Source organism: Plantactinospora soyae (assembly GCF_014874095.1).
Lineage (GTDB): Bacteria > Actinomycetota > Actinomycetes > Mycobacteriales > Micromonosporaceae > Plantactinospora > Plantactinospora soyae.
The window spans coordinates 781404-807029 of sequence record NZ_JADBEB010000001.1; the positions used below are offsets into that span (position 1 = coordinate 781404).

A 25626-nucleotide genomic window follows, 5' to 3' on the forward strand; every position below is an offset into this window, starting at 1 on the left:
TCGTCGTTCGGCCCGGTCCAGACCTGGCGCGGGGCGGAGCCGTCGCGACGGACCGGTCAGGGGATGGCCGGCGGCGTCGAGCCGGAGAGCCAGGCGTCGAAGAGCGGCCGCAACGACCGTCCGGAGATCCGTTCGGCGTGGCTTACCAGGTCGGCCGTACTCGCGTTGCCGTCGCGCTTCTCCGCGGTCCAGGTCTTCAGGATCCGGAAGAACGTCTCGTCGCCGACCGTACGCCGCAGCGCGTGCACGGCCAGCGCACCCCGCTTGTAGACCGCCCGGCTGAAGATCTCCGACCGGCCGGGATCCAGCGCCGGCCGGGCCCAGTCGGTGGCCGCGTACTCCTGCTCGAAGGTCGCCTGCGCGGACGGGCCGCCGTCGTGCTCCTCCCAGAGCCACTCGGCGTAACTGGCGAACCCCTCGTTGAGCCAGAGGTCACCCCAACTCCGGATCGAGACGCTGTCGCCGAACCACTGGTGCGCCAACTCGTGGGCGACGACGGTCAGGTTGGGACCGGTGGTGAAGAAGGCCGGCCCGTACACCGGGCGGGACTGGGTCTCCAGGGCGTACCCGATCCGGTTGTCGGCGACCGCGATGCCGCCGTACGACCCGAACGGGTACGGCCCGAACCGGGTCGCCAGGAAGTCGGCGATCTCCCCGGTACGGGCCAGCGACTGCTCGGCCGGGCCGCCCGGTGGCAGGGCCGAGGCGATCGCGGTGACCAGCGGCTTGCCGTCGTGCGTACCGGAACGCACCCGGTACCGGCCGACCACCAGTGTGGTCAGGTAACTCGCCATCGGGGAGCGCTCGGCCCAGCGCCAGGTGGTCCAACCGGCCGACGTCTCGGTACCGCCGGACACCCCGTTGCTCAGCGCGGCCAGGCCCTCCGGAACGGTCGCCTCGACCTCGTACGTCGCCTTGTCCAGCGGATGGTCGTTGACCGGGTACCAGGTGCTCGCCGACTCGGGCTGGCCGAGCGCGATCGCCCCGTCGCCGGTGGCGAGCAGGCCGCCGCTGCCCAGATCCGGGCTGGTGATCGGGGCCGGCTTTCCGGCGTAGTCGACCCGGACCCGGAACCGCTTGCCCTGGCCGAGGCCGGTGGCCGGGGTGACCACCAACTCGTCGCCCTCGCGGGCGTGCCGCACCACGGCACCGTCGATCCGCACCCGCGAGACGGTCAGGCCGGAGAGGTCGAGGTTGAACCGGGACAGGTCCTGGGTCGCGGTGGCCTCGATGGTGGCGTCGCCGGTCAGTTCGTCGGTCGCCGGGTCGTACCGCACCTTGAGGCGGTAGCTCGCGACGTCGTAGCCGCCGTTGCCGTAGGTCGGGAAGTACGCGTCCCCGACGCCCGGCGCGCCGGGCCGGAACCCCTCGGGGTCCCGGTCGTCCCGGCGACTGCCGGTGCAGCCGCCGGCCGACACCGTCAGCAGCACCGCCACCAGCGCACCGGCCAGCGCCGGACGTCCCGTCCTGATCATCATCCGCTTCCCGGGTCGGCGGCTCACCGGTCGAGGACGAGCCCGACCTTCTGGAACTCCTTCAGATCCCGGTAGCCGCACTTCGCCATCGCCCGGCGCAGCCCGCCGAAGAGGTTGAGCTGCCCCTCCGGATCGTCCGCCGGCCCGTACAGCAGCTGCTCCATCGAGCCGAGCGGCTCGTTGGCCACCCCGTACGCCCCGCGCGGCAGGTTCGGGTGGCTGGCGGCGGGATGCCACCACGCGCCACCGGCCGGCGCCTCGGCACAGAGCGACAGCGGCTCGCCGAGCATCACCGCGTCGGCACCACAGCCCAGCGCCTTGGCGATGTCGCCGGACGTCTGGAGGTCACCGTCGGCGATCAGGTGCACGTACCGGCCACCGGTCTCGTCGAGGTAGTCCCGGCGGGCCGCGGCGGCGTCGGCGATCGCGGTGGCCATCGGCACCCGGATTCCGAGCACCGACTCGGTGGTCGACCACTCGTCGCCGCCGAGCCCCACGATCACCCCGGCCGCCCCGGTCCGCATCAGGTGCAGGGCGGTCTTGTAGTCGGTGCAGCCACCGGCGACGACCGGCAGGTCGAGGTCGGCGATGAACTCCTTGAGGTTCAGCGGCTCGTCGGTGGTGGAGACGTGCTCGGCGGAGACGATCGTGCCCTGGATCACCAGGATGTCGACGCCCGCGTCGAGGATCACCGGGGCCAGCGCCAGCGTGTGCTGCGGGGAGACCCGGACGGCGACCGTGCCGCCGCCCTCACGCATCTGCCGGACCCGCTCGGCGATCAGCTCCGGCCGGATCGGCTCGGAATACACCTCCTGGAGCCGGCGGGTGGCGGCGGTCCCCTCGTCCAGCCGGGACAGCTCTTCCAGGATCTTGGTCGGGTCCTCGTAACGGGTCCACAGGCCCTCGACGTTCAGCACCCCGAGCCCGCCGAGCCGGCCGAGGGCGACCGCCGAGTGCGGACTCATGGTGGCGTCCGACGGGTGCCCGACGCAGGGGATCCGGAACGGGTACGCGTCGAGCTGCCAGGACGTCGAGACGTCGTCGACATCCCGGGTACGCCGGCTCGGCACGATCGCGATGTCGTCCAGGTGGTAGCCGCGCTGTGCGGTCTTGCCCAGCCCGATCTCGACCACGTCACGCATGGGTCACTCCAGAGTAGAAGGGGGGTTGGCGGAAGGAGGCGGTGACCGTCAGCGGGTGTGGTAGTTCGGTGCCTCGACCGTCATCTGGATGTCGTGCGGGTGGCTCTCCTTCAGCCCGGCGGCCGTGATCCGGATGAGCTGGCCACGGCGGTGCAGCTCGGGCACGGTCTCCGCGCCGACGTACCCCATTGCCAGCCGCAGGCCACCGATGAGCTGGTGGGCCACCCGGGCCAGCGGGCCACGGTAAGGTACCTGGCCCTCGACGCCCTCGGGTACCAGCTTCTCGTCGTTGGTCACGTCGTCCTGGAAGTACCGGTCCTTGGAGTAGGAGCGGGCCTGGCCGCGCGACTGCATCGCACCGAGCGAGCCCATCCCCCGGTACGCCTTGTACTGCTTGCCGTTGATGAACAGCAGCTCGCCGGGGCTCTCCTCGGAACCGGCCAGCAGGCTGCCGAGCATCACCGTGTCGGCCCCGGCCACCAGCGCCTTGGCGATGTCGCCCGAGTACTGGATGCCACCGTCGGCGATCACCGGCACCCCGGTCGGGCGAGCGGCCCGGGCCGCTTCCATGATCGCGGTGATCTGGGGTACACCGACCCCGGCGACGATCCGGGTGGTGCAGATCGCACCGGGCCCGACGCCGACCTTGACCGCGTCGACGCCGGCCTCGACCAGCGCCCGCGCGCCCGCGTACGTCGCCACGTTGCCGCCGATGACGTCGACCGTGGTCTCCCTCTTGAGCCGGCCGACCATGTCGAGCACGGCCCGCTGGTGCCCGTGCGCGGTGTCCACGACCAGCACGTCCACCCCGGCGTCGACCAGTGCCCGGGACCGCTTGTAGGCGTCCTCACCGACCCCCACCGCGGCGGCGACCCGCAGCCGGCCGGCGTCGTCCTTGGTGGCGAGCGGGTACTGCTCGCTCTTGGCAAAGTCCTTGACGGTGATCAGGCCGCGCAGCCGGTCGCCCGGGTCGACGATCGGCAGCTTCTCCACCTTGTGCCGGCGGAGCAGGCTGAGCGCCTCTTCCTTGGTTACCCCGACCCGCGCGGTGACCAGCGGCATCGGCGTCATGATCTCACGTACCGGGGTGCTTCCCTCGGTGACGAACCGCATGTCGCGGTTGGTCACGACCCCCACCAGGGTGCCCTCGGCGTCGACGACCGGCACGCCGGAGATCCGGTAGCGCCCGCAGAGCGCGTCGACGTCCCGCAGGGTGTCGTCCGGGCCGCAGGTAACCGGGTTGGTGACCATGCCGGCCTCGGAGCGCTTGACCAGGTCGACCTGGAGCACCTGGTCCTCGATCGACAGGTTCCGGTGCAGCACCCCGATGCCGCCCTGCCGGGCCATCGCGATGGCCATCCGCGCCTCGGTCACCGTGTCCATCCCGCTGGAGACCAGCGGGATGGCGAGGTTGACGTTGCGGCTCAGCCGGGTGATCGTGTTCACCCGGCTCGGGATGATCTCGGACTCACCGGGTTGCAGCAGCACGTCGTCGAAGGTCAACCCGAGCGGCACCACCCGGGCCGAGCCTGCCGGCAGTTCGGGCAGGTGCCCCGCGAGCTGGTCGGCCTCGGCACCCAGCGGTAGGTCGTTGGTGGGTCGGTTCTCCACGATGTGTCCCCTGCTGCTGAAGTTGTCGTCGGTTGGCATCCCCGGCCGACCGAAGTCGTCGGCGCTGAGCTGGTTGGACGGGCTGGTCGGCACCGTGGGCGCGTCAACGGTCCGCCCCCGCCACGGCGCGATGGTTCATCGTACCCAGTGCGCCGGCCGGGCGTCGGCGGGCGCGGGTGGGACGGGCGGTCCAGGCCACAACGGGTGACCACGGCGGCCGGTGTTGGGACTACGGTGGAGGGGTGCAAGAGGAGCCGATCGACCCGTTCAACGGAGACCCCGCCGATCCCTCCGCCGGCCTTGACGACCCGGGCGAGGAGGCCGAACTCGACCCGCTCAGCGAGGTCGAGCGACAGGACGTGCTGGAAGACCTCGCTGACCTGGAAATCTACCAGGCGCTACTCGGCCCGGTCGGGGTACGCGGCCTCGTCATCGAGTGCGAGGACTGCCGCGAACCCCACTATTTCGACTGGGATCTGCTCCGGGGCAACCTGCGGCACCTGCTCAACTCCGGTCGGCCCCGGGTGCACGAGCCGGCGTACGACCCCGACCCCGACCACTACGTCACCTGGGAGTACGCCCGGGGGTACGCCGACGGGGTGCACGACACCCTGACCGAGACCGCCGACGAGGACGAGGGCGAGCGCGAGGACGGAAGCACCGCCGACCGCTGATCCTGCCGTACCCCTGCCGTCGACCGCGCTGGCCGGCGCGGAAGCCCGGCGGTCAGGCGACCAGGCCGGCGCGGAAGCCCGCCGCCACGGCGTGCGCGCGGTCCCGGGCCCCGAGCTTGCGGAACAACCGGCGGGCGTGGGTCTTCACGGTGTCCTCGGAGACGAAGAGTTCCCGGCCGATCTCCGCGTTGCTCTTTCCGTCGGCCATCCCGACCAGCACCTGCATCTCGCGCTCGGTCAGCACCGGGCGGCGGGCCGGTACGGCCCGTCCGGGCTCGGGCCGTTCCCCGGCCGGCCGGCGATCGGCGCCCGGCGCCTCCGGTACGGTGCCGCCGGGCGTGGCCGGGCCGGCGGTCCCGCGCGCCCCCGGTGCCTGCCCCTGGCCGTCCGGCGTACCCGGGTCGGTCGAGGTGTCCGGATCGTCACCGCGCTGGGCCGGCACGACCGCCGGTCCGGCCGGCTGGTCGCTGGCGGCACCGGCGGCGACGCCGCGCGAGCCCGGGTCGTCCGGTCGGCGGCCACCCGGGGTGGCCTCCGCCGACGAGGGCCGTCCCACGGTCGATCCCGCACCCGCGCCGGCCGGGCTGGGCCCGCCGCCAGGTCCGGTCGGCGCCCGCACCGCACTGCCCAGGCGCTGACCGCCCGCCGGCTGGGTACCGGTGTCGCCGAGTTCGCCGGTCCGGCCCGGTCCGAGCGGGCCGCCGCCGGCCAGCGTTCCGCCACCGGCCAGGGTGCCCCCACCCCGGCTGGCCCGGCCGGCGGCCCCGAGCAGCAGGATCGCCTTCGCCACCACGCTGACCAGGTCGTGGTCGCCGCCCTGGATCAGTCCCCGGGCACCGGCGGCGATGGTCGCGGCGGCCACCCCGGGATCCTCCGCGCCGAGCAGCAAAATCGCCGCGCCCGGCGACCGGGCCAGCACCCGTCGGGTGAACCCGACGCTGTCCGGGCGGGTCAGCGCGGTGTCGGCGAGCACCACGTCCGCCGGGCGCTCGGCGAGTCGGAGCATGGCCTCGGGATCGGACACCGCGGTACGGACGGCGGCGGCCAATCCGAGCCGGGCTGCCGCGGCCGCGACGTTCTGCGCCGCGAGCGGCGTCCGGACGCAGACAAGAACGGTACGCACGGTGGTCTCCTCTCCGGAACGAGCAGACCACGGCGGTGAATGATCATGATGAGTTTCCACGGATGAACTACAAACTTTTTGGACGATTCGCCCCACCGATCGAGTTTCCCGGAATAACTCACCGATGAAGTACGTGTGAGCCGTCGACGCCCGGGGTACCGGAGCCGAAGGTCGGAAACGGTGCGCCTGCGCGGCCCGCCGCCCGGATCCCGACCGGTCGAAGAGATCATGCGGCGCCGCGCGGGAGGAAGGTGCTGATGTCGAACGTACGCAGACTGCCCGGACCCATCGTCGATCTGTGGGAGTGGCAGCGGCTCGGTGCCTGTCGAGGACGCGACAGCGCCCAGTTCTTCCATCCCGAGGGCGAACGAGGATCGTCCCGGAACCGTCGCGAGGCGGATGCCAAGTCGGTCTGCCGGGCCTGCCCGGTCCGGGCCGAGTGCGCCGCCCACGCCCTCGCCGTCCGTGAGCCGTACGGGGTGTGGGGCGGTTTCAGCGAATCCGAGCGGCTCCGGCTGCTCGCCGTCGGCTGGGAGGACCTGGCCGACCGTCGACAGAGTCGGGTGGACATCGCCCGGCTGGAGGCTCGGCTCGGTCGCCCGCACAAGTCCGCGGTACCGGCCCAGCGCTCGTCGGCCGCCTGACCCGCTGGGCCGGGCGCCGATCCGGCCCGCGTACGCGACCTCCCTGGCCGGTCGAAGGCTCCCGCCCAGCCCTCGCCGGCGCCGCTGCTCAGTTCACCGTCACCGGTACGGTGTGCCAGCCGGTGGCACCGTCGGGATCGATCCGGCGGGCCTGCCCGGTCTGCACCGCGCCGGTGGCGTCGGTCGCCCGTACCCGCAGGGTGTGCTCGCCCGACGTCGCCGCCCACTGCCAGGACCACTGCACCCAGGTGTCGGCGCCCACCGTCGGCGCCAGGGTCGCCGGCTCCCAGTCGCCATCGTCGACCCGTACCTCCACGCCCCGGATGCCCACGTGCTGGGCCCAGGCGACCCCGGCGACGGTCACCGGCCCGGCGGCCAGCGTCCGTCGGGCCCGTGGCGTGTCGATCCTCGACTGGGTCTTGATCGGTCCCTGGGCCGCCCAGCCCCGGGGCACCCAGTACGCGTCGAAGTCCGCGAAGCTGGTCAGCTCCAGTTCGACGATCCACTTGCACGCCGACACGTAGCCGTACAGCCCGGGTACCACCACCCGGACCGGGAAGCCGTGTTCGATCGGCAGCGGTACGCCGTTCATCCCGACGGCCAGCATCGCGTCACGGCCGTCGGTGAGCACGCTGGTCGGGCTGCCGCAGGTCCAGCCGTCCACCGCACGGGCCACCACCTGATCCGCCCCGTCCAGCGGCCCGGCCTCGGCCAGCAGCGGCCCGAGCGGCACCCCGAGCCAGCGGGCGTTGCCGATCAACTCGCCGCCGACCTCGTTCGAGACGCAGGCGAGGGTGATGTGGCGTTCGATCATCGGCCGGGCGAGCAGGTCGGCGTAGCTGAGCGTGATCGGGTTCCGTACCCGGCCGTGGATCCGCAGCCGCCACTGCTCCGGGTCGACCTGCGGTACGACCAGTGCGGTGTCGATCCGGTAGAAGTTCCGGTTCGGTGTGACGTACGGCGCCAGTTGCGGCACCGCGAGTTCGACGCCGGCCGGTAGCGGCGGGGCCGGGCTGGCCGGTACCGGCAACTCGATCGCCGCGCGGGCGGCGGAGACACCGCGTCGGGTCGACAGCCACCGCCCACCGAACCCGGCGACCGCCGCGACGCCGAGCGCGGCGCCGACCCCGGTCAGGAACCGCCGCCGGGCCACCGGGTCGACGGGTCCGAAGACCGGCGCGGCCGGATTCTCCACAGGTCCGGGCACCGGGCTGTCAACGCGGCCCGGCACCGGCACCGGTCCCGCAGGCGAGGACGGGGACGCGGACGGGAGCGCGGACGGGAGCTGCGACGAGGACGGCGGCTGCGGCGACGGCGGGAGCTGCGGCGAGGACGAGGCCTGCGGCGGGGGCGGGAGCTGCGGCGTGGCCGAACGGTCGGCGGGGCCGGGCAGTGGCGGTCCGACCAGCGACGTGCCGAGCGGCCCGGCGAGGAGCAGCCGGAGCAGCCAGGCGGCGAGGGCGGCGCCGATCAGCGACGGCAGGGCGGCGGTCGGGCCGGCGCCGGGCCGGGTCAGCGCGGCCGCGACCCCGAGCACCCCGAAGAGGCCGATTCCGGCGTATCCCAGCCGGAGCGACCGGACCGCGACCAGCCCGACGAGCGCGGCGAACCCGCCCAGCAGCACCGCCGTGCCGATCAGCAGGGCGATCTTGTCGTAGACGTAGAAGACGTCCGTGGCGAACCGCTTGAGCGGCCCGGGCGCGAGGTCCACCACGGCACCGCCGACCGCGATCAGTGGCGCGGAGCGCGATCCGGTCAGCACCGCCACGGCCTCGGCCACCCCGATGGCCACGGCCGCGGCCGCCACCCCGGCGAGCGCGCCGAACCTGCGCGGCGCGGTCGTGCGCCATCCCGACACCGTCGTTCCCGAACCAGACGTCACCCTCACCGGACCAGTGTGGCCGGCCGTGGTCTCGACCCGGTAGCGCAGGTCAGCGCTTCGTGATCACCTTCGGGCGGCTTCCGGCCCAGAACCGGGCCGGAAACACGAAGATCCGCGTGAGCCGGGTACTTCTGGCGTCGTACCCGCCAGTCGAACCCGCTCACGCGGATCTCGCGTTTGACCAGGCGGTCCCGGCTACCAGGAGCCGGAACCGGGTGGATCAGAAGCCGGGACCGTGCTGGTGGCCGTGGCCGTGGCCGTGACCACCGGCGGCGGCCGGCTCGGCCTTCTCCGGCTTCTCCACGATCAGGGTCTCGGTGGTCAGCAGCAGACCGGCGATCGAGGCGGCGTTGGTGACCGCGTTGCGGGTCACCTTCACCGGGTCGATGATGCCGGCCTTGACCAGGTCGCGGTACTCGCCGACGGCGGCGTCGAGGCCGGTGCCCCACTTGCCGTCGACGACCTTCTGCACGACCACGTAGCCGTCGTGCCCGGCGTTCTGGGCGATCCAGCGCAGCGGCTCGACCAGCGCCTTACGGACGATCGAGACACCCACCTTCTCGTCGCCGGTGAATCCGAGGCCGTCGTCGAGCACCGAGGCGATCTGCGCCAGCGCGGCGCCACCACCCGGCACGGTGCCCTCCTCGACCGCGGCCTTGGTGGCGGCGATCGCGTCCTCGATGCGGTGCTTGCGCTCCTTCATCTCGACCTCGGTCGCCGCGCCCGCCTTGATCACCGCGATGCCACCGGAGAGCTTGGCCAGCCGCTCCGCCAGCTTCTCCCGGTCCCAGTCGGAGTCCGACGCCTCGATCTCCTTGCGGATCTGAGTGACCCGCTCGGTGACCTCGTTGTCCCGACCCCGGCCGTCGATGACGGTCGTGTTGTCCTTGTCGACCACCACGCGCCGGGCGCTGCCCAGCACCTCGAGGCCGACCGAGTCGAGCTTGTAGCCGAGCTCCGGAGCGACGACCTCGCCGCCGGTGATGATCGCCATGTCCTGCAGCATCGCCTTGCGGCGGTCGCCGAAGCCGGGCGCCTTCACCGCGCAGACCTTGACGGTCTTGCGGATCGAGTTGACCACCAGGGTGGAGAGCGCCTGCCCCTCCACGTCCTCCGCGATGATCAGCAGCGCCTTCCCCGTCTGGAGGACCTTCTCCAGCAGCGGCAGCAGCTCCTCGATCGAGGAGATCTTCTGGGTGGTGATCAGGATGTACGGGTCGTCGAGCACCGCCTCCTGCGCCTCGGTGTCCGTGACGAAGTTCGGCGAGATGAAGCCCTTGTCGAACTGCAGGCCCTCGGTGACCTCCAGCTCGGTGGCCAGGGTGGAGCCCTCCTCGACGGTGATCACACCGTCGCGGCCGACCCGCTCCATCGCCTCGGCGATCAGGTCACCGATGGTGGCGTCCTGCGCGGAGATCGTCGCGACGTGCGCGACCGACTCGCGGCTGCCCACCTCGACGGCCTTCTCCAGCAGCGCCGAGGAGATCTTCTCGGCGGCCGCGTCGACGCCGCGCTTGAGCCCGGCCGGGCCGGCACCGGCCGCGACGTTGCGCAGACCTTCCCGGACCATCGCCTGGGCGAGCACGGTGGCGGTGGTGGTCCCGTCGCCGGCGACGTCGTTGGTCTTCGTCGCCACCTCCTTGACCAGCTGCGCGCCAAGGTTCTCGTACGGGTTGGTGAGTTCGATCTCCTTGGCGATGGTCACACCATCGTTGGTGATCGTCGGTGCGCCGAACTTCTTGTCCAGGACGACGTTGCGCCCGCGTGGGCCGAGAGTGACCTTGACCGTGTCCGCGAGCGTGTTGACACCGTGCTCCAGCAGGTGCCGGGCGTCATCCGAGAAACTCAGAATCTTCGCCATCTGTTACAGGGTCCCTTCACGCAGCGCTGCCCCGGCCCGGCAGGGCCGGTCCGGGGCAGCGTCACTGAATCAGTCAGATCACTTCTCGATGACAGCGAGGACGTCGCGGGCGGAGAGCACCAGGTACTCCTCGCCGGCGTACTTGACCTCGGTGCCGCCGTACTTCGAGTAGAGGACCGTGTCGCCGACCTTGACGTCGACCGGGATCCGGTTTCCGTCGTCGTCGAAACGGCCGGGGCCGACAGCGAGGACAGTGCCCTCCTGCGGCTTCTCCTTGGCGGTGTCGGGGATCACGATGCCCGACGCCGTGGTCGTCTCAGCCTCATTCGCCTGGACCAGAATCCGGTCCTCGAGCGGCTTGATCGCAACCTTGGTCGCGGTAGTCACGGGCATACCCTCCTGGGGTATTGGGTTCTTTACCGGCCGGCGAGCCGACCAGCGTCAATCTGCCACATGCCACCGGGCGGGACCGTCGTCGCGGGTGCCGGTCCGCCTGGCGTTCAGCTCCCGGACACGGGCCCGAAAGCTGGCACCCTCGGTTTGAGAGTGCTAACCGCAGGTTATGCCGGCGGCTAGCACTCCGTCAAGGAGAGTGCCAACCCGACACGCCTGCCCGGGGTACCGGTGGGCACAATGCAGCGGTGGATTCCGACCAGCTCGCCGCGCTGCGTACCCCGGCGGGGGTGACCGCACTGGAAGCGGCCGGGAAGGTGGCCGGCGGCGACCCGCTGGTCGCGGCCGCCGCGCTGCGGTCGGCCGGGATACCGGCCGGGTTGGCCGCCGCCGCGCTGACCCAGGCCGAGCTGCGGCGCCGCGCGACAGCCAAGTTCGGCCCGGACGCCGCCGGGATGTTCTTCACCCGGGCCGGCCTGGAGCAGGCCACCCGGTCCGTGGTCGCGGACCGCCGGGCCGCCCGGCTGCGTGCCGCCGGGGCGCGCACGCTGGCCGACCTGGGTTGCGGCCTCGGCGCGGACGCGATCGCCGCCGCCCGGGCCGGCATCCGGGTGTACGGCGTGGAGGCCGACCCGGTCACCGCCGCGATGGCCGCCGCGAACGCCGGGGCGACCGGGCTGGCCGACCGGTTCACGGTGAGCCTCGGCGACGCCACCCGGTTCGACGTCACCGACTCCGACGGTGGACCGGTCGACGCGGTGTTCTGCGATCCGGCCCGACGGCGGGCCGGCACCGGTCGCCGGGTGTTCGACCCGGCCGCCTACTCCCCGCCCTGGAACTTCCTGCTCGGTCTCGCCGACCGGATCCCCCGGACGGTGTTCAAGGTCGCCCCCGGGATCGACCACGCGCTGCTGCCGCCCGGCGCCGAGGGCGAGTGGGTGAGCGTCGGCGGCGACCTGGTCGAGGCGACCGTCTGGTGCGGTCCGCTCGCCGCCGCGCCGCGCCGGGCCACCCTGCTGACCGGGTCGGCGGCGCACGAACTGACCGGCACCGGCACCGTACGCGCGCCGGTCGGCCCGCTCCGGCGTTACCTGTACGACCCGGACGGCGCCGTGGTCCGGTCCCACCTGGTCGCCGAGTTCGCCGCGACGGTCGACGGCACCCTCGCCGACCCGGACATCGCCTACGTCTACGCCGACTCCGCCCGGCCGACCCCGTTCGCCCGGTGCCTGGAGATCGTCGACTCGCTCCCCTTCTCGCTCAAGCGGCTCCGCACCCTGCTGCGCGGGCTCGGCATCGGCCGGGTCGAGATCCTGAAACGCGGTTCCGCGCTGGAGCCGGAGCGACTCCGTCGTGACCTGCGGCTGACCGGGACCGAACCGATCAGCCTGGTGCTGACCCGGATCGCCGACGCACCCGTGGTGCTGCTCTGCCGCCCCGTACCCGCACCCGGCCCGGGTACGCCCGACACCGGTCCGGCCGGAGCACCGCCGGGCGTGGGTACGGCCGGAGCACCGCCGGACGCCGGTACGGCCGGAGCACCGCCCGGCGCCGGTTCGGCCGAGCGGCGATAGGGTGCGAGGGTGGCGGGCAGGGGAACACCGGCGACGGCGCTGCTGGCGCGGCAGCGCGTACCGCACACCCTGCATCCGTACGACGTCGCGCCGGACACGCCCAACTACGGTGCCGAGGTGGCCGCCGCGCTCGGCGTACCTCCGGAACGGGTCTTCAAGTCGCTCGTCGCCGCCGTCGACGGCGTACTGACCGTGGCGGTCGTACCGGTCACCGGGGAACTGGACCTCAAGACGCTGGCGACGGCAGTGGGCGGCAAGCGGGCGACACTGGCCGACCGGACCCTCGCCGAGCGGACCACCGGCTATGTGCGCGGCGGCATCAGCCCGCTCGGCCAGCGCAAGACACTGCCCACGGTGGTGGACGCCTCCGCCGAACGCTTTCCGACGATCTACGTCTCGGCCGGCCGCCGGGGTCTGCAACTCGAACTCGACCCGGCGGACCTGATCCGGCTCACCACCGCCACCACCGCACCACTCGCCGCACCCTGACCCCCGGCACGCCCCGACCCCGCCGGATCGCGCCTCACCGCCGCCCCGACCCCGCCGGATCGCGCCGCACCGCCGCACCGCACCGCCGCACCGCACCGCCGCACCGCAGCGCCGCACCGCCGCACCGCAGCGCCGCACCGCCGCACCGCAGCGCCGCACCGCAGCGCCGGCGCGTCGGCGCCAGCCCGCCGGACCGCGCCCTTGTAGCCGGCCCTGGGCTCTTCATCCTGGTTCGAGGCATCGCTCCCGGACGATGGCGGTACATGACCATCACGTTGCTGAATTGTTATCGGCGACAACAAACTCGTGGCCTCGGCAGCCTTGCCCCGTCGACTCCGCGCGCAATACGTTGCCGGACACAACAAAAGTGTGGCGGACCGGTCGCCGCAGCCCACCAGGAACGCCGACCGGACCGTTCGGGTGTACCACCGCACCACCCCGATCCGAGACACCACACCCACCCCCGAAAGGACCCGTGCAATGCGCAGAGGGATCCTCACCATCGCCGCCGTGGGCCTGCTGGCCACGGGCGGCCTCGCCGCGTGCGGCGAGGACTCCGGCAGCGGCGGTGACACCGAGAAGACGCCGAAGATCGGCGTCATTCTTCCGGACAGCGCCTCCTCGGACCGTTGGGAGACCGCGGACCGCAAGTACCTGCAGGCGGCGTTCGACGCCGCCGGCGTGAAGTCGGTCATCCAGAACGCCCAGGGCGACAAGGCCCAGTTCCAGACCATCGCCGACCAGATGATGACCGACGGCGTCAACGTCCTCATGATCGTCAACCTGGACTCCGGCACCGGCAAGGCCGTGCTGGACAAGGCCAAGACCCAGGGCGTGCTCACCATCGACTACGACCGGCTCACGCTGGGCGGCTCCGCCGAGTACTACGTCAGCTTCGACAACGAGGCCGTCGGCAAGCTGCAGGGCGAGGGCCTGGTGAAGTGCCTGACCGACAAGAACGCGCAGAAGCCGGTCATCGCCGAACTGAACGGCTCGGAGACCGACAACAACGCCACCCTGTTCAAGAACGGCTACGACGGGGTGCTCAAGGCCAAGTACGACTCCGGCGAGTACGTCAAGGGCCCGGACCAGTGGGTGCCCGGTTGGGACAACGCCCAGGCCGGAACCCTCTTCGAGCAGATGCTGACCCAGCAGAACGGCAAGATCGACGGCGTACTGGCCGCGAACGACGGCCTGGGCAACGCGGTGATCTCCATGCTCAAGAAGAACAAGCTCAACGGCAAGGTGCCGGTGACCGGCCAGGACGCGACCGTGCAGGGTCTGCAGAACATCCTCGCCGGTGACCAGTGCATGACCGTCTACAAGGCGATCAAGCAGGAGGCCGACGCCGCCGCCGACCTGGCGATCGCGCTGGCCAAGGGCGAGAAGAAGACCACCGACAAGACGGTGCGCGACCCGGAGGGTGGTCGGGACGTACCGTCGGTGCTGCTCGAACCGAAGGCGATCTACAAGGAGAACGTCAAGGATGTCGTCACCGACGGCTTCGTCACCAAGGACGCACTCTGCGGCGGAGCCTTCGCCACGCTGTGCACCCAGGCCGGCGTGAGCTGACCCGATCGACGCCTCGGCCCGGCTGGCCCCGCCGACGGCTCCGCCGGTGTGCCGCGACGCACCGGTGGCGCCGCCCGGCACCGCCGCCGGACGCGCCGCCCGACACGGAGCGATCCGTGCCGGGCGGCGCACTCGCCCGAAGGACCACTGGACCGGACCACGCAATCGGACCACGATCGGATACCCGGTCCTGGCAGGTGCGACGGACCGGTGACCGGACCCCTCGATCGGCCCCCGCGATCGGACACCCGCGTAAAGGAGACCTCCGTGTCCGCCACACCCCTGCTGGAACTGCGCGGGATCGACAAGAGCTTCGGTCCCGTCCAGGTACTCCGTAACGTCGACCTCACGGTCAACCCCGGCGAGGTGACGGCGCTCGTCGGCGACAACGGCGCCGGCAAGTCCACCCTCGTCAAGTGCATCAGCGGGATCTACTCGTCCGACGGTGGCGAGGTCCTGTTCGACGGCCGACCGGTGCACATCACCGGTCCCCGCGACGCCGCCGCGCTCGGCATCGAGGTGGTCTACCAGGACCTCGCGCTCTGCGACAACCTCGACATCGTGCAGAACATGTTCCTCGGCCGGGAGAAACGCAGGGGCCTCGTCCTGGACGAGCCGACCATGGAACAGATGGCCGCCGAGACCCTGGCCGGCCTCTCGGTCCGTACGGTGAAATCGCTGCGCCAGCACGTCTCCAGCCTCTCCGGTGGACAGCGCCAGACCGTGGCCATCGCCAAGGCCGTGCTCTGGAACAGCCGGGTCGTCATCCTCGACGAGCCGACCGCCGCGCTGGGCGTGGCGCAGACCGCCCAGGTGCTGGAACTGGTCCGGCGGCTGGCCGACAACGGGCTGGCCGTTGTGCTCATCTCGCACAACATGAACGATGTCTTCGCCGTCTCCGACCAGATCGCCATGCTCTACCTCGGCCAGATGGTCGCCCAGCTGAGGACCAGCGACGTGACCCACGCCCAGGTGGTCGAACTGATCACCGCCGGACGCAGTGGCGGCCTCGGGCTGGCCGGCGACAACGGCAACGGCAACGGCCATGACAACGGGAAGCACGACCCCCGGACCACCGAGACGACGAGCGCAGGAGCCGACGCATGAGCAAGCGAATCAGCCAGCTCAGTTTGCCGGCTCATGACGCCGACGAGCGAAGCGAGGAGACGGCATGAGCGCCCCCACCACCGCCCCGGTGCAGCCGGTCGAGGTGCCGCCTCCGCCCGTACCCAGCGTCGGCAGTCACCTCCGGGATTATCTGGCCCGGGTCGGCGGCGGCGACATGGGCGCGCTGCCGGCCGTACTCGGCCTGATCGTGCTCTGCGCGGTCTTCGCCATCCTGCGGCCGAACTTCATGACCGAGGGCAACTTCGCCAACCTGTTCACCCAGGGCGCCGCGGTGATGCTGATCGCGATGGGCCTGGTCTTCGTCCTGCTGCTCGGCGAGATCGACCTCTCCGCCGGCTTCGCCAGCGGCGTCTGCGCCGCGGTGCTGGCCCAGCTGGTCACCCTGCAGGGCTATCCCTGGTACGTCGCGGTCGGCGCGGCCCTGGTCACCGGCGTGGTGATCGGGCTCGTCATCGGCTTCCTGGTGGCGAAGATCGGCATACCGTCCTTCGTGGTCACCCTCGCCGCGTTCCTCGCCTTCCAGGGCATCGTGCTGCTGCTGATCAAGGGCGGCACCAACGTCTCCATCCGGGACGACGTGCTGGTGGCGATCGCGAACCGGAACATGCCACCGTGGCTCGGCTGGACCCTGACCCTGCTCGGCATCGCCGGCTACGCGGCCGTGCAACTGCTCCGGCACCGCAACCGCACCGCGCTCGAACTGATCACCGAGCCGCTCGCCGTGGTGCTGATCCGGATCGGCAGCCTCGCACTGATCGCCGGCACCGCCGTCTACCTGCTGAACCTCGAACGCAGCCGGAACCAGCTCGTCTCGCTCAAGGGCGTGCCGATCGTGGTACCGATCATCGTCGTCCTGCTGATCATCTGGACCTTCGTCCTCCAACGCACCGCGTACGGCCGGCACGTCTACGCGGTCGGCGGCAACCGGGAGGCGGCCCGGCGGGCCGGGATCAACGTGGACCGGATCCGGATCTCGGTCTTCGTCATCTGTTCCTTCATGGCGGCGATCGGCGGCATCGTGGCGGCCAGCCGGGCCACCTCGGTCGACGCGAACACCGGTGGCAGTAAGGTCCTGCTCTACGCCGTCGGCGCGGCGGTGATCGGTGGCACCAGCCTCTTCGGCGGCAAGGGCCGGATCGTGGACGCGGTGCTCGGCGGCGCGGTGATCGCGGTCATCGACAACGGGATGGGGCTGCTCGGCCGGAGTTCCGGGTTCACCTTCGTGGTGACCGGGCTGGTGCTGCTGCTCGCGGCCAGCGTCGACGCGCTGTCCCGACGCCGGGCCGCCGCGACCGGTAATCGATAAGGGGCACCATGCGCGCAGGGCCGAGCCAGGAGGAGATTCGCCGGCAGAATCTCGGCGCGCTGCTGCGGTACGTGCACATCCACGGCGCCACCTCCCGGGCGGAGCTGACCACCTCGCTCGGGTTGAACCGGAGCACCATCGGCGCGCTGACCGCCGAACTCGCGGCAGCGGGGCTGATCAGCGAGCGGGCACCTCGGGAAACCGGCCGGGCCGGGCGACCGTCGCTGGTCGTCCGGCCCGAGTCGAGTCGGGTCTTCGCGTACGCGTACAGCATCGAGGTCGACCGGCTGCGGGCCGCCCGGATCGGTCTCGGCGGGGTGGTACTGGACCGGCGGCAGGCCGACCGCCCACCCGGCCTGCTGGCCGAGGACAGCCTGCCGCTGCTGGCCGGCTTCGTGAAGGAGATGCACCAGTCGGTGGCCGACGGCTCGGTCTACGTCGGCAGCGGTGTCGCGGTCTGCGGCCGGCTCCGTCGCCCGGACGGCGCGGTACACATCCGCCCGGACAGTGGCTGGGCCGGCAACGGGGAGATGGACAAGCCGCTGGGCGAGGCCCTGGGCGAGATCCTTCCGTCGGTGCGCCCGATCCTGGTCAGCAACGCCGCCGACGCGAGCGCGGTGGCCGAACACGCCAGGGGTGCGGCCAACGGCTACGACGACGTCATCTACCTGCACCGGGACGTCGGCATCGACGCCGGAATCATCGTCGGCGGACGGCGACTCACCGGTCAGGGCGGGTACGCCGGCGAGGTCGGACACATGGTGGTGCACCCCGGCGGACGGCCCTGCGGCTGTGGCTCGCACGGCTGCTGGGAGACCGAGATCGACGAGTACGCCCTGCTGCACGCGGCCGGCCAGGGTGATGCCATCGGCCGGGACGCCGCACTGCGGATCGTCGAGGCCGCTGCCCGGGGGGACGCCAACGCCCAGGCCGCGATCCGCCAGATCGGCGACTGGCTCGGTTTCGGCGTCGCCAACCTGGTGAACATCTTCAACCCGGGGGTGGTCATCTTCGGCGGCACCCTCCGGGACGTCTACCTCGCCGCGGCGGCCCGGGTACGCAGTCGGCTCAACTCCCTCGCCCTGCCCGCCTCCCGCGAGCAGGTACGCCTGCGTACGCCCCAGCTCGGCGAGGACGCCGCGTTGATCGGTGCCGCCGAACTCGCCTTCGAACACCTCCTCGCCGACCCCCTCGACGCCGGCTGAGCGGGTGCAAGGAAGGGCCCCCGCCTATCGTTTTCGGTAGAAGAAGGGCCCCCGCCTAACACCTCACTCTCCCGCCGTGCGGCGGCGGAGGAGGTCAGAGCGGGTCGGCCACCCGGTCGATGACCAGTTGGCCGGCGCCGAGGATGCCGACGTCGGCGCCGGTGCTGAGCCGCTCGATCAGCAGCGTCTGGGTGGCCAGTGGCAGGCAGCGCTCGTACAGCACCGACCGCATGCTGGCCAGCAGTGGTTCGCAGTCGGCCAGCAGGCCGCCGATCGCGACCGCCTGGGGATTGAAGAAGTTGACCACGACGGCCAGGATCTCCCCGATCGACCGGCCGGCGTTGCGGGCCAGCGCGGTGGCGTGCCGGTCGCCGTCGTCGATCAGGCGCATCACGTCGGGCAGGCTCTGCACCGGCAGCCCGCGCTCGCGCAGCGCGCTGACCAGTGCCGCCCCGCTGGCCACCGCCTCCAGGCAGCCGGTGTTGCCGCAACTGCACAGCGGTGCGGGGTCGGCGGTGAAGACCTGGCAGTGGCTGATGTCGCCGGCCGACCCCTGCCCGCCCCGGTGCAGCCGGCCGGCGGAGATCACCCCGGCGCCGATCCCGGTACCGGCCTTCACGTAAACGGCGTGGTCGAGTTCCGGGTGCTGCCAGCGGTGTTCGCCCAGCGCCATCAGGTTGGCGTCGTTGTCGACCACCACCGGTACGTCGGTCCGGCCGGCGAAGAAGCCGACCACGTCGAAGCCGTTCCAGCCGGGCATCCGGGACGGCGAGACGATCCGCCCGGTGCCGTGCTGGACCGGTCCCGGAATGCCGACCCCGATGCCGCGCAGTACGGCCCCGGGCCCGGACGCGCCGCGCATCAGCTCGGTGACCTCGGTGAGCAGCGTGCCGAGCACCGACTCGGGCCCGTCCTCGACCCGTACCTCCAGGGACCGGGACTGGACCACCCGGCCGGCGAGGTCGAGGGTGCCGATCCGGGCGTGGTGCGCGCCGAGATCGACGGCGCCGATCACCACTCCGTCGACGGGTACTTCGAGCTGCCTCGGTCGCCGTCCGCCCCGGGACTTGCCGGCGCCGACCTCGCGGAGCAGGCCGCGCCCGATCAACGTCTCGACGCGCTGGGAGACGGTCGACGGTGACAATCCGGACAGGCGGGCCAGATCCGCCCGGCTTTCCGCCGCCCCGGTGGCCACCAGTCGCAGCATCTCTCCGGCGTTCGCGCCCCGGACGGCCATCCCGGGCGCCTCGTCATCCGTCACGACAAGGTTCCTAGCACCCAAAGTTCCTCCAAGCAAGCAGTTGACTTACTCGGCATGGGTACATTAGAAAGCCACTGTTACTCCAAGTAATCGCCAACTTAGTTCGGTTACTGGAGAAAGTCCGAGGATTGGAGCAGGTAGCCCGCCATGACAGGGACCCCTCTCGCCGATCTTCGGACGGCGGAACATCCGACGGCGCCGATGGTGGCGGTCCGGGGCCTACAGAAGTGGTTCGGCACCAACCACGTCCTCCGGGACGTCGACCTGACGGTGGCGACCGGCGAGGTGGTGGTGGTGATCGGGCCCTCCGGCTCCGGCAAGTCCACCCTGTGCCGCTGCCTCAACCGGCTCGAAGTGGCCGGCGAGGGCAGCATCGAGATCGACGGTCGACCACTACCGGCCGAGGGTCGTGACCTGGCCCGGCTGCGGGCCGACGTCGGCATGGTCTTCCAGTCCTTCAACCTCTTCGGGCACCGGACCGTGCTGGAGAACATCACGTTGGGCCCGACCCGGGTCCGCCGGATCCCCCGGGCCCGGGCCCAGGCGGAGGCGCGCGTCCTGCTCGACCGGGTCGGCATCGCCGACAAGGCCGACGCGTACCCGGCGCAGCTCTCCGGCGGTCAGCAGCAGCGCGCCGCGATCGCCCGGGCCCTGGCGATGCGCCCGAAGGTGATGCTCTTCGACGAACCGACCTCGGCCCTGGACCCGGAGATGGTCAACGAGGTCCTCGACGTGATGGTGTCGCTCGCCGCCGACGGCATGACCATGATCGTGGTCACCCACGAGATGGGCTTCGCCCGCCGCGCCGCCGACCGGGTCGTCTTCATGGACGACGGCCGGATCGTCGAGTCGGCCGGCCCGGAGGAGTTCTTCGCGGCGCCGCGCAGCGAACGGGCCCGGGACTTCCTCTCCAAGATCCTCCAACACTGAGCTCCAAGACCCTCCAACACTGAGTGCTTTCGCAAGGAGTGACATGTCGATCCTGACCAAGAGGCTCCGGCCACGGCGGACGGTGGCGATCGCCGCCGCCTCGGTCGCGGTGGCGATGGCCGCTGCCGGCTGCGGCGGTGGCGGTTCGGGCACCCCCGGTACGCCGGGCGGTGCCGCCGTACCGGGGCTGGGCGGCACCGGTGTGGTGGAACAGGCGGTGTACGACGCCGCCCCGGTCGCCGCCGACGCGGACATCCCGGCCGGTTCCACGATGGAGAAGATCCGCCAGCGGGGCAAACTGCTGGTCGGCGGCTCCCTGGACGCCCCGCTGCTGGCCCAGCAGGACCCGGTGAGCGGCAAGGTGGAGGGCTTCGACGCCAGCCTCGCCCGGCTGCTGGCGAAGTACATCATCGGCAAGCCCGAGGTCGAGACCGTGACCATCGGCACCCAGACCCGCGAGGCGCTACTCCGCGCCAAGTCCGTCGACACGGTGTTCCAGACGTACACGATCACCCCGGAGCGGGCCACCCAGATCGCCTTCGCCGGCCCGTACCTGACCTCGGGGCTGGCCGTGGCGGTGAAGAAGGAGAACACCACCATCCACGGCGTGCAGGACCTGGCCGGCAAGAAGGTGGTCGTCGGAACGAACACCCCGGCGGTGACCGCGCTGCCGACCGTCGCGCCCGGTTCCGAGCAGGTCGCCTTCGCCACCGACCCGCAGGCCGTGCAGGCGCTGCTCCAGGGCCGGGGTGAGGCGTACGTCCAGGACTTCACCCTGCTCGCCTCGAACGCCAAGGTGAACCCGGGGATGAAGGTGGTCGGCCAGCCGTTCACCACCGAGCCGTACGGCATCGGGCTGAACCGCGAGGACCCCCAGTTCAAGGAGTTCGTCAACAACTGGCTGACGAAGATCCAGGCGGACGGCACCTGGGCCAAGGTGTGGCAGGCCACCCTCGGCACGGTGGTGGAGGGCGGCGCGCCCACCCCGCCGGCGATCGGGTCCGCACAGGGTTCCTAGGCAGCGTCCCGCGCGATGAACCCGTTCTCCGGATACCTCACCGAGTTGGGCCACGGGCTGGTCACGACGGTCGAACTGACCGTCGTGACCACCGTCGCGGCGCTGCTGCTCGGCGTCGTGGTGGCCACCCTGCGGATCTGTCCCGTTCCGTTGCTGCGCACCGTCGGACTGGTCTACGTCGAGGTGTTGCAGAACCTGCCACTGCTGGCCCTGCTCGTGCTGTTCGTCTTCGCGCTGCCGCAGCTCGGGATCACGTTCCCGCTGTTCACCTCCGCCGCCATCGTCATCGCGGCGTACGAGGGCGCGTACTTCGCGGAGGCGATCCGGGCCGGCATCAACACGGTCGGCATCGGTCAGGCCGAGGCGGCCCGCGCGATCGGGCTGACCTTCAGCCAGTCACTGCGGTACGTCATCCTGCCCCAGGCCTTCCGGGCGGTCATCCAGCCGATGGGCAACATCAGCATCGCGCTGCTGATGAACACCTCACTGGCCGCCGCCGTCGGCGTGGTCGAGCTGACCCAGACGGCGAACAACGTCAACCTGGTCGAGGCGCAGCCGCTGCTCATCTTCACCGGTGCCGGGCTGGCGTACATGCTGCTCGCCCTGGTGATCGGGCTGGTCACCGGCCGGCTGGAACGCAGACTGGCGATCGTCCGATGAGCGGTGACCGCGATCCGACGATCCGCGCGCCGAAAGACGGGCGGGAGCGGCGATGAACGATCCGCAGCGGCTGCTCTTCGACGAGCCGGGACCGCGCGGCCGGCGCCGGATCCGGATCGCGACCGTGCTCGGCGTGCTGGCCATCGCCGCCGCGCTGGCCGTCGCGGTCTACCAGTTCGCCGCGCACGGTGAACTGGCCGCCGACCGGTGGCGACCCTTCGGCACCTGGCCGATCTGGCGGTACCTGCTGATCGCGCTCTGGGCCACGGTCCGGGCCGCCGCGGTGACCGCCGTACTCAGCGCCGCGCTCGGGCTGCTGCTGGCGCTCGGCCGGCTGTCCCGGCGCCGTAGCCTCCGACTGCTGGCCGGGGCGTACGTCGAGATCTTCCGAACCGTACCGGTGCTGCTACTGATCTACCTGACGCTCTTCGCGCTGCCGGCGTACGGGCTGAACTTCTCGTTGTTCTGGAAACTGGTCGTACCGCTGGTGGTGGCGAACTCGGCCGCCTTCGCCGAGATCTTCCGGGCCGGCATCAAGGCGCTGGACCGGGGCCAGGCGGAGGCCGGTCAGGCGATCGGTCTGCGCCCGGCCCAGGTGATGCGGCTGGTGGTGCTCCCGCAGGCGCTGCTCAAGCTGACCCCCTCACTGGTCAGTCAGCTCGTCGGACTGCTCAAGGACACCTCGTTGGGGTTCGTGGTCAGCTTCACCGAGTTGCTGTACAGCGGTCAGGTGCTCGCGTCGTACACCCATCTTCTGATCCAGACCTACCTGGTGGTGGCCGTGCTCTACCTGGCGGTCAACGCGTCGCTGTCCAAGTTCGCCCGGGTGTTGCAGGCCCGCGACGGCCGGCTGTTCGGCCGGCGGCGGTCGGGGTCCGGGACGGATCCGGCCGGGGTGGATCCGACCGCCACGCTGGTCACCGACGGCGCCACCACCATCCGATGACAGGAGAGAGAAACAGGATGACCAGGTTCGAGATCTGCATCGACAGCGTCGAGGGGGCCCTGGCCGCGGAACGGGCCGGTGCCGACCGGGTGGAACTCTGCTCGGCGCTGTTCGACGGTGGGTTGACGCCGAGCATCGGCACGATCGAGGTGACCCTGCGGAGCGTGAGCCGGATCCGGGTACACGTCATCGTGCGACCCCGAGCCGGCGACTTCATCTACTCGCCGCTGGAGATCGACGCGATGGTCCGGGACGTGCAGGCGGCGGCGACGGTCGGCGCGCACGGCATCGTGATCGGGGCGCTGACCCCGGAGGGCGACGTCGACGTGCCGACCACCCGGCGGTTGATCGAGGCGGCCGACGGCGCGAGCATCACCTTCCACCGGGCCTTCGACATGGTCCGGCAGCCGTTCGAGGCACTGGAACAACTGATCGAACTCGGCGTGGACCGGGTGCTCACCTCCGGCCAGGAGGACAGCGCGCTGGCCGGCGCCCCGCTCCTCGCCGACCTGGTCCGCAAGGCCGACGGCCGGATCGTGATCATGCCTGCTGGCGGGATCAACGAGCGCAACGTCGCCCGGGTGGTGGCGGCCACCGGCGCCGACGAGTTCCACTTCGCCGCGCTGGTCACGTCGGACGGTCCGGCAATCCACCGCAACCCGGTGCCGAGGATGGGCGGCGTGCTGAGCCGCTCCGAGTACCAGCGCTCGGAGACCTCGCAGGAGCGGATCGGTCGGATCATCGGGACGGTACGACCGTAACGTCGGGGTCGGGATCGAGGGCGGGATCGGCGGCCGGGGAGGGCCGCCGATCCAACTCCCGCCAGACCGGCAGGACGAACGGCAGCAGGGTCACCACCAGGTACGCCGAGCCGAACAGCAGGAATGCCGCCGGCAGTCCCAGTCCCTGGACGGCCGCCCCGCCGAGCAGGCCGCCGAGTGGGATGCCGGCCCAGGCCGCCGCCTGGGTCAGCCCGAGCACCCGGGCCCGTAGATGTTCGGGAATCCGTTCGAAGCCGACCGCGCCGAGAATCGGGTTGATCGCGGCGATCGACACCCCGGCGACGAAGGACACCAGGTAGATCGCCCAGAGCGGGTCCAGGAGGGCGAGCGCGACGAACCTGGGTGCGCCGGCGATCAGGAAGCCCACCGCGAAGATCGCGAACCGGGGCACCCGGGGCGCGACGACGGTGAATACCACGTTGCCCAGTACCGCACCCAGGGCGAACGAGCCGGTCAGGAAGCCGAGCGCGGCCGAGGATCCGACGACCTCCTTGGCCCAGACCGGAAGCAGGACCGAGTTGTAGGCGGCGTCCGCCAGGTTGGTGACGAAGAGCAGCAGAATCATGCCGTGCACCAGCGAATCACCGCGCACGAAGCGCAGGCCGGCGCGGAGCGCGGTCAGGTACGGCTCCCGTTCGGCGGCGCGGGCCGCCAACTCCGGGCCACCGAACCGCCGGGCCGGTAGCGCCAGTGCCAACAGGACCGCCCCGACGGCGAAGCTCGCGGCGTCGATCAGCAGCACCGTCGGGGCGTCGAAGACGGCGACCAGCAGGCCGGCCAGCGGGGCGCCGAGCAGCGTACCGAGCCGGCTCAGTCCGTCGTTCACACTCGTCGCCCGGGTCATCGGGGTGCCCGCCGCCGCGACGGCCTTCGGGAACATCACCCGCTTCGCCGAGTCGCTGAACCCCCGCAGCAGACCGGCCACGGCGACCAGGCCGACGAGGGTACCGAACTCGAGTCCGCCGGCCCGGTGCAGCAGCGGTACGGCGGCGACCGCCACCGCGCTGCCCAGGTCGGCGACGATGCTGACCCGGCGGGCACCCAGCCGGTCGATCAGCGGACCACCGAGCGCGCAGGTGAGGACGAACGGCAGCATCTCGGCGAACGCCACCACCCCGGTCCGGGCCGCGCTGCCGGTGATGACGAGGGTGAACCAGGGCAGCGCGACCAGGCTCATCACGCTGCCGGTCGTCGAGATCGTGCCGGCGGTCAGCAATCCGATCAGTGGCCGGCGGTCCCTACTCATCGTCGTCACCCCCGACCGACCCGTCGCCGTCCCCGACCGGCCCGTTGCCGTCCCCGGCCGGCTGGTCGGTGCCGGCGCGCTGCTGGAAGAAGGGCATGAGCTGCGCCTGTACGACGTACGTCTCGGCGCCGTCGGGTGCGGGAACGTCGGGATCGTCGCGCCGGTAGCGGCCGAGCAGTTCGTGTACCGCCTCGTAGAGTTCGGTCGCCTCGGCGACGGTCAGCCGGAACCGCCAGTCGCTGAGGGTGGACTTGCCCTCCCACTCCTCGGGGATGTTCCCCAGTTCGTTCACCCAGCGGTCGACCCGGTCGGCGTAGAGCGAGGCGACGGCCCGCATGTAGGTCTCGATGTCCGCCAGCGCGTCCCGGCCCACCTCGCGGTCGAGAATCGTTCCCTTGTGGGCCGCCCGCCACCACCGTTCCCGGCCCGGACCGCGTTTGGGTTCCTCGACCACGAAGCCGTACTGGGCGAGTTGCCGCAGGTGGTAGCTGGTGGCGCCGGTCGACTGGCTGAGCCGCTGGGCGAGCAGGGTGGCCGTGGCGGGACCGTCCTCCCGGAGCACGTCGAGCATCCGTACCCGCAGCGGGTGGGCGAGACCGCGCAGCGACGTCGGACTGAGTCGTACCTCATCCCTGGACATGTTGGCAAAGGTATCCTTGCAAAGGTTTCTTTGCAAGAGGAGGACAGTACGCCCGCCGCTCGTC

22 protein-coding genes and 1 pseudogene are annotated in these 25626 nt (G+C 71.5%); 13 read left to right on the plus strand and 10 right to left on the minus strand.

Annotated features, from left to right (window positions below):
• Positions 1–56: 56 nt before the first annotated feature.
• The 3 genes from H4W31_RS03385 to guaB are packed head-to-tail and all read right to left on the minus strand — an operon-like array spanning position 57 to position 4228.
• Positions 57–1478: a M1 family metallopeptidase gene (locus H4W31_RS03385; RefSeq protein WP_404825556.1), complete on the minus strand. Its 1422-nt coding sequence runs from the start codon at positions 1476–1478 to the stop codon at positions 57–59.
• A gap of 20 nt (positions 1479–1498) precedes the next feature.
• On the minus strand, positions 1499–2617 hold the full coding sequence (locus H4W31_RS03390; protein ID WP_192765315.1) for a GuaB3 family IMP dehydrogenase-related protein: 1119 nt from the start codon (positions 2615–2617) through the stop codon (positions 1499–1501).
• Between the two features lie 48 nt (positions 2618–2665).
• The gene (gene guaB, locus H4W31_RS03395; protein ID WP_192771810.1) at positions 2666–4228 is read right to left on the minus strand and encodes an IMP dehydrogenase; all 1563 of its coding nucleotides are present in this window, start codon (positions 4226–4228) and stop codon (positions 2666–2668) included.
• 242 nt (positions 4229–4470) lie between these two features.
• On the opposite strand from guaB, the gene H4W31_RS03400 reads away from it, so the two are divergent.
• Positions 4471–4902 carry a DUF5319 domain-containing protein gene (locus H4W31_RS03400; RefSeq protein ID WP_192765316.1) on the plus strand — a complete coding sequence of 144 codons (432 nt, stop codon included), beginning with the start codon at positions 4471–4473 and terminating at the stop codon, positions 4900–4902.
• Between the two features lie 52 nt (positions 4903–4954).
• Here the strand turns inward: H4W31_RS03400 and H4W31_RS44110 are convergent, their stop codons facing one another.
• A complete protein-coding gene (locus H4W31_RS44110) occupies positions 4955–6025 on the minus strand; it encodes a helix-turn-helix domain-containing protein (protein ID WP_318783001.1) in 1071 nt (356 codons plus the stop codon).
• Between the two features lie 257 nt (positions 6026–6282).
• Here H4W31_RS44110 and H4W31_RS03415 point away from each other — a divergent pair, with 257 nt between their 5' ends.
• Positions 6283–6669 carry a WhiB family transcriptional regulator gene (locus H4W31_RS03415; RefSeq protein ID WP_192765317.1) on the plus strand — a complete coding sequence of 129 codons (387 nt, stop codon included), beginning with the start codon at positions 6283–6285 and terminating at the stop codon, positions 6667–6669.
• 88 nt (positions 6670–6757) lie between these two features.
• Here H4W31_RS03415 and H4W31_RS03420 read toward each other — a convergent pair whose 3' ends face one another.
• From H4W31_RS03420 to groES, 3 genes are all read right to left on the minus strand, one after another.
• Positions 6758–8317 (minus strand): molybdopterin-dependent oxidoreductase, encoded by a 1560-nt coding sequence (locus tag H4W31_RS03420; protein ID WP_404825689.1) that lies wholly within the window; start codon positions 8315–8317, stop codon positions 6758–6760.
• Between the two features lie 454 nt (positions 8318–8771).
• A complete protein-coding gene (gene groL / locus H4W31_RS03425; protein WP_192765318.1) occupies positions 8772–10412 on the minus strand; it encodes a chaperonin GroEL in 1641 nt (546 codons plus the stop codon).
• A 78-nt stretch (positions 10413–10490) separates the two neighbouring features.
• Positions 10491–10805 carry a co-chaperone GroES gene (groES, locus tag H4W31_RS03430; protein ID WP_192765319.1) on the minus strand — a complete coding sequence of 105 codons (315 nt, stop codon included), beginning with the start codon at positions 10803–10805 and terminating at the stop codon, positions 10491–10493.
• Positions 10806–11053: 248 nt separating this feature from the next.
• Between groES and H4W31_RS03435 the strand changes: the two are divergent.
• From H4W31_RS03435 to H4W31_RS03460, 6 genes and pseudogenes are all read left to right on the plus strand, one after another.
• Positions 11054–12253: pseudogene (locus H4W31_RS03435) on the plus strand (THUMP-like domain-containing protein); the annotation flags it as partial.
• Positions 12254–12388: 135 nt separating this feature from the next.
• Positions 12389–12868, plus strand: coding sequence for a Cys-tRNA(Pro) deacylase (ybaK, locus tag H4W31_RS03440; protein WP_192765321.1), 480 nt, complete (start codon positions 12389–12391; stop codon positions 12866–12868).
• A gap of 480 nt (positions 12869–13348) precedes the next feature.
• Positions 13349–14440: a sugar ABC transporter substrate-binding protein gene (locus H4W31_RS03445; RefSeq protein WP_192765322.1), complete on the plus strand. Its 1092-nt coding sequence runs from the start codon at positions 13349–13351 to the stop codon at positions 14438–14440.
• A gap of 267 nt (positions 14441–14707) precedes the next feature.
• The gene (locus tag H4W31_RS03450) at positions 14708–15547 is read left to right on the plus strand and encodes an ATP-binding cassette domain-containing protein (protein ID WP_318783002.1); all 840 of its coding nucleotides are present in this window, start codon (positions 14708–14710) and stop codon (positions 15545–15547) included.
• A gap of 64 nt (positions 15548–15611) precedes the next feature.
• The gene (locus H4W31_RS03455) at positions 15612–16874 is read left to right on the plus strand and encodes a sugar ABC transporter permease (protein WP_192765323.1); all 1263 of its coding nucleotides are present in this window, start codon (positions 15612–15614) and stop codon (positions 16872–16874) included.
• 8 nt (positions 16875–16882) lie between these two features.
• Positions 16883–18079, plus strand: a complete 1197-nt coding sequence (locus H4W31_RS03460) for an ROK family transcriptional regulator (RefSeq protein WP_192765324.1) — start codon at positions 16883–16885, stop codon at positions 18077–18079.
• Between the two features lie 94 nt (positions 18080–18173).
• On the opposite strand, the gene H4W31_RS03465 is transcribed toward H4W31_RS03460, so the two are convergent.
• Positions 18174–19340: an ROK family transcriptional regulator gene (locus H4W31_RS03465; RefSeq protein WP_318783003.1), complete on the minus strand. Its 1167-nt coding sequence runs from the start codon at positions 19338–19340 to the stop codon at positions 18174–18176.
• Between the two features lie 201 nt (positions 19341–19541).
• Between H4W31_RS03465 and H4W31_RS03470 the strand changes: the two genes are divergently transcribed.
• From H4W31_RS03470 to H4W31_RS03490, 5 genes are read left to right on the plus strand one after another with little or no spacing between them, the layout of a single operon-like run.
• Positions 19542–20270 (plus strand): amino acid ABC transporter ATP-binding protein, encoded by a 729-nt coding sequence (locus tag H4W31_RS03470; RefSeq protein WP_192771813.1) that lies wholly within the window; start codon positions 19542–19544, stop codon positions 20268–20270.
• Between the two features lie 43 nt (positions 20271–20313).
• Positions 20314–21288: a glutamate ABC transporter substrate-binding protein gene (locus H4W31_RS03475; protein ID WP_225945376.1), complete on the plus strand. Its 975-nt coding sequence runs from the start codon at positions 20314–20316 to the stop codon at positions 21286–21288.
• Positions 21289–21303: 15 nt separating this feature from the next.
• The gene (locus H4W31_RS03480; RefSeq protein WP_192765325.1) at positions 21304–21948 is read left to right on the plus strand and encodes an amino acid ABC transporter permease; all 645 of its coding nucleotides are present in this window, start codon (positions 21304–21306) and stop codon (positions 21946–21948) included.
• A gap of 52 nt (positions 21949–22000) precedes the next feature.
• Positions 22001–22894 carry an amino acid ABC transporter permease gene (locus H4W31_RS03485; RefSeq protein WP_192765326.1) on the plus strand — a complete coding sequence of 298 codons (894 nt, stop codon included), beginning with the start codon at positions 22001–22003 and terminating at the stop codon, positions 22892–22894.
• A 17-nt stretch (positions 22895–22911) separates the two neighbouring features.
• A complete protein-coding gene (locus tag H4W31_RS03490; protein ID WP_192765327.1) occupies positions 22912–23655 on the plus strand; it encodes a copper homeostasis protein CutC in 744 nt (247 codons plus the stop codon).
• Here the strand turns inward: H4W31_RS03490 and H4W31_RS03495 are convergent.
• Together H4W31_RS03495 and H4W31_RS03500 are read right to left on the minus strand one after the other, a co-directional pair.
• On the minus strand, positions 23633–24922 hold the full coding sequence (locus tag H4W31_RS03495; protein ID WP_192765328.1) for an MFS transporter: 1290 nt from the start codon (positions 24920–24922) through the stop codon (positions 23633–23635). The two genes, H4W31_RS03490 and H4W31_RS03495, sit on opposite strands and share 23 nt — an antisense overlap.
• The gene (locus H4W31_RS03500) at positions 24915–25562 is read right to left on the minus strand and encodes an ArsR/SmtB family transcription factor (protein WP_192765329.1); all 648 of its coding nucleotides are present in this window, start codon (positions 25560–25562) and stop codon (positions 24915–24917) included. Before H4W31_RS03500 ends, H4W31_RS03495 begins: the two co-directional genes overlap by 8 nt.
• Positions 25563–25626: the final 64 nt, after the last annotated feature.

Excerpts from the sequence above, each read along its gene's own strand:
- H4W31_RS03385 (WP_404825556.1), bottom strand. The coding sequence starts at position 1,478 with ATGATGATCAGGACGGGACGTCCGGCGCTGGCCGGTGCGCTGGTGGCG.
- H4W31_RS03390 (WP_192765315.1), bottom strand. The coding sequence starts at position 2,617 with ATGCGTGACGTGGTCGAGATCGGGCTGGGCAAGACCGCACAGCGCGGC.
- H4W31_RS03415 (WP_192765317.1), top strand. The coding sequence starts at position 6,283 with ATGTCGAACGTACGCAGACTGCCCGGACCCATCGTCGATCTGTGGGAG.
- groL (WP_192765318.1), bottom strand. The coding sequence starts at position 10,412 with ATGGCGAAGATTCTGAGTTTCTCGGATGACGCCCGGCACCTGCTGGAG.
- groES (WP_192765319.1), bottom strand. The coding sequence starts at position 10,805 with ATGCCCGTGACTACCGCGACCAAGGTTGCGATCAAGCCGCTCGAGGAC.
- H4W31_RS03445 (WP_192765322.1), top strand. The coding sequence starts at position 13,349 with ATGCGCAGAGGGATCCTCACCATCGCCGCCGTGGGCCTGCTGGCCACG.
- H4W31_RS03455 (WP_192765323.1), top strand. The coding sequence starts at position 15,612 with ATGAGCGCCCCCACCACCGCCCCGGTGCAGCCGGTCGAGGTGCCGCCT.
- H4W31_RS03460 (WP_192765324.1), top strand. The coding sequence starts at position 16,883 with ATGCGCGCAGGGCCGAGCCAGGAGGAGATTCGCCGGCAGAATCTCGGC.
- H4W31_RS03470 (WP_192771813.1), top strand. The coding sequence starts at position 19,542 with ATGGTGGCGGTCCGGGGCCTACAGAAGTGGTTCGGCACCAACCACGTC.
- H4W31_RS03475 (WP_225945376.1), top strand. The coding sequence starts at position 20,314 with ATGTCGATCCTGACCAAGAGGCTCCGGCCACGGCGGACGGTGGCGATC.
- H4W31_RS03480 (WP_192765325.1), top strand. The coding sequence starts at position 21,304 with ATGAACCCGTTCTCCGGATACCTCACCGAGTTGGGCCACGGGCTGGTC.
- H4W31_RS03485 (WP_192765326.1), top strand. The coding sequence starts at position 22,001 with ATGAACGATCCGCAGCGGCTGCTCTTCGACGAGCCGGGACCGCGCGGC.
- H4W31_RS03490 (WP_192765327.1), top strand. The coding sequence starts at position 22,912 with ATGACCAGGTTCGAGATCTGCATCGACAGCGTCGAGGGGGCCCTGGCC.
- H4W31_RS03495 (WP_192765328.1), bottom strand. The coding sequence starts at position 24,922 with ATGAGTAGGGACCGCCGGCCACTGATCGGATTGCTGACCGCCGGCACG.
- H4W31_RS03500 (WP_192765329.1), bottom strand. The coding sequence starts at position 25,562 with ATGTCCAGGGATGAGGTACGACTCAGTCCGACGTCGCTGCGCGGTCTC.